The sequence below is a fragment of the Streptomyces sp. 8L genome (assembly GCF_020176795.1).
Taxonomy (GTDB): Bacteria; Actinomycetota; Actinomycetes; order Streptomycetales; family Streptomycetaceae; genus Streptomyces.
This window is the reverse complement of sequence record NZ_JAIUKE010000920.1, coordinates 1-984: the sequence shown is the minus strand read 5'-3', so window position 1 is coordinate 984 and position 984 is coordinate 1. Positions and strand designations below refer to the sequence as shown.

Below are 984 nucleotides of genomic sequence, written 5' to 3'. Positions count from 1 at the left end.
GGCGGGTGGCGCGGTGGGGGTCAGCCGATGCTCGCTTTTCTGACGTGCAGGGCGCGGCGGAGGTCGTCGAGTCGGTCGGCGAGTGCGCGGCGCAGCGCGGGGATCATGTCGGCGGTGTCGAGGCACTCGGTGCCGAGCCGCAGGGTGGTCTCGTCAACGGCGTGGGCGGGGAAGGCGAACTGTCCTGCGGCCTTGGCGATGGTGGGTCCCCTGCGGGCGCCGAGCTCGACGGCCGCGGGGAAGTAGCGCGGGATGAACTCGGCGGTGAGGTCGGCCTGTTCGGGCTGCCAGAAGCCCTGGGCGACGGCGGTGAAGAGGTAGTTGGAGAGGTCGTCGCCGTCGAAGAGGGCGGCCCAGGCGGCCTGTTTGGCGGCCGGGTCGGGGAGGGCGGCGCGGCAGCGGGCGGCGCCCTCCTGGCCGCTGGCGCTGGGGTCGCGGGCGAGTTCGGCCGCGATGTCCTTCTCGGAGGCGGCGCCGAGGACGGCGAGCCTGGTGAGGACGCGCCAGCGCAGTTCGGGGTCGAGTTCGGGTCCGCCGGGGACGTGGCCGTTGGCGAACCAGTCCTGGATGCCGTCGGGTTGGGTGGCGGAGTCGATGAAGTGGCGTACGGCGGTGAGACGGCGGCCGGGATCGCCCCCGTCCTCGGTGCGGCGGAGGAGGTCGCGGCAGAGCGCGGTGAGGGTGGCGAGGGCCGCGGGACGCTTCTCGGGGACGGTGTAGCGGGCGGTGATCTGCCCGCTCGCGAAGGCGAGGACGCCCTGCACGAGGGCGAGGTCGGTCTCGTGCGGGAGGTGGGCGCGGGCGGCGTCGAGGTAGGCGTCCGGGGCGAGTTCGCCGTCGCGGACCATGTCGCGGGCGGCGTTCCACACGACGGCGCGGGTGAGCGCGTCGGGGACGGCGGACAGCGCGTTGAGCGCGGTGTCCCAGGAGGCGGGGTCGAGGCGGATCTTGGCGTAGGCGAGGTCGCCGTCGTTGAGGACGACG

General features: G+C 74.4%; 1 protein-coding gene. It reads right to left on the bottom strand.

The window, feature by feature from the left end; translation table 11 throughout:
- Positions 1-20: 20 nt before the first annotated feature.
- Positions 21-984, bottom strand: a 964-nt coding sequence (locus tag LCE31_RS39880; protein ID WP_225023199.1) for an ERAP1-like C-terminal domain-containing protein, incomplete at its 5' end; no start/stop codon positions are given.